A 1,796-nucleotide genomic window follows, 5' to 3' on the forward strand; every position below is an offset into this window, starting at 1 on the left:
CCGCTTCACGCCCTGAGGCGGTCAGTCAAGGTTTTTCCGAGGGCATGCGCAGCCCACATCCTTGACCTTGTAGCCTCGGGCGTCGCTCATTCATGAAACGGCGGATGTCGAAGAAACGTCGTGCGCTCATCTGGCGAGTTGCCCACCGCCGGCCAGCGTCATGGTCATAACAGGCGACCCGCTGGCCGGCCGTGGACAACTCGCGACATGACGTCAAGCGGAGGCAACCCACGGATCCGGAAGCAGTTGCGTAACCCGTCGACCGGAGCGGGCTACCCCGGAAGCCCGAGGTTCCCGAGGAGTGGCGAACCGCGTTTCCTCAAGGCGTTGAGGTAGATGCTCTCGTCGTACCGCGTTCCGGTCTGCCAGCAGCGGTAGATGATCCGTATCCACTTGAACGCCAATGCCCGCACGGCGGCCTGATACGAGCTGCCCTTCGCCCGCTGTTGCCGGTAGTAGGCGCCCGCCCAGAACGATTTGTTGATGGTCTGGCCCGCCCATTCGACGAAGGTCTGGCGCAGGAAGGTCGGGCATTGCCAGCGCCAGTGCACCCAGCACTTCTTGCCGCTGCGCTCGGTGACCGGCGCGATGCCGGAGTACTTCTGCAGTTCATCCGCGCCCCTGAAGCGGTCACGTTGCTCGCCAAACGCAGCCAGCAGGCGCGGTGTCAGATGCGGACCTGCGCCGGGCAAGCTGTCAAACAGGTCGAAGTCGGGCAGCGCCCGTGCGACTGCCGCGATTTCCCTGTCGAACACGTCAATCGCAGCGAGCGCTGTGCGCAGTTGCGTCACCAGCATCAGCGCGAGCAACCGGTGAGGTGCAACGATACCGGGATCATCAGTGAGCGATGCAGCGCAGCGGATTGACTCCAGACGTCCCTCAATCAGTTGGGCCCGGCGACAATTGTGCGCATGGAAGAACGTTTCAAGGGTCTTTCTGTTCGCGCGCCTGGCTGCCGGCAGAGTAGGCCAGCGGGTCACGAAATCACAGAACAGCACCGTGTCGATGTCGTCGAACCATTCCAGGGCTTGAGGATAATACTGCTTGAGTGCGTTGGTTAGCCGGTTGGTGAACCGGGTCTTGTCGCCGACCAGTTCACGACGCTGTTCGATCAGGCTCAGCAAGGAGCGCATGCCGGCGCTCTGCGGCCTGAGCGGGCTGAAGCGCTCAGGATGGCGCAGCAGCAGGTCGAGTGCCAGTTCGGCATCGGTGGGATCGTCCTTGGCCCGGCTCGGCTTGAATGCCTCACGGTACTTCGCGAGCATTGCAGGGTTGATCGGGAATAGAGTGACGAACGCATGTTTCTGCAACACAGAGACGATCGGCCCTGTGGCCAGCTCAAGCGCGACCGCGATCGGACCACCAAAGCGCTGATGTAACGCCTTTGCCCATTCATCAATGCGCGTAACCTGGTGAGGGATGCAGTCGAACTCGCGCCTGTCGTCGCCTGCCTGCTGTAGGCAGATGTCATGTTTGGTATCTGCCCAGTCGAGGCCGACGAAAGCCTTGAATTGCTGGTTCGATAGAGGTGCCATGTGAACCTCCGCAAGTGATAGATTACCCGGTAGGGACATGCATGCTTGCGTCCAGCGAAGGCAATATAGTGAGCCGGTGCCACGGCGAACCCTGAGTATTCGTTATCGGACGCAGGCGCACCCGTGGACTCGAAGCTAAAGCGGCAATCGTCCAGGCGTTTGGGTCGGGATATTCGTAGTCCACGGGTGCATGTCCCGCCTCGACTGGCAGCTCGCTGCCAGTCCCACCAGTATCGATGAAAGCGGGACGGACTATCTATA

At 61.3% G+C, this 1,796-nt stretch carries 1 protein-coding gene; it reads right to left on the bottom strand.

Features of this window, described 5'->3' with window-relative positions; translation table 11 throughout:
* Positions 1–272 precede the first annotated feature (272 nt).
* Positions 273–1,535: an IS110 family RNA-guided transposase gene (locus C0Z16_RS36895; protein WP_102636837.1), complete on the bottom strand. Its 1,263-nt coding sequence runs from the start codon at positions 1,533–1,535 to the stop codon at positions 273–275.
* Between the last annotated feature and the right edge of the window lie 261 nt (positions 1,536–1,796).

This window comes from Paraburkholderia rhynchosiae (genome assembly GCF_002879865.1).
Lineage (GTDB): Bacteria > Pseudomonadota > Gammaproteobacteria > Burkholderiales > Burkholderiaceae > Paraburkholderia > Paraburkholderia rhynchosiae.

Excerpts from the sequence above, each read along its gene's own strand:
- C0Z16_RS36895 (WP_102636837.1), bottom strand. The coding sequence starts at position 1,535 with ATGGCACCTCTATCGAACCAGCAATTCAAGGCTTTCGTCGGCCTCGAC.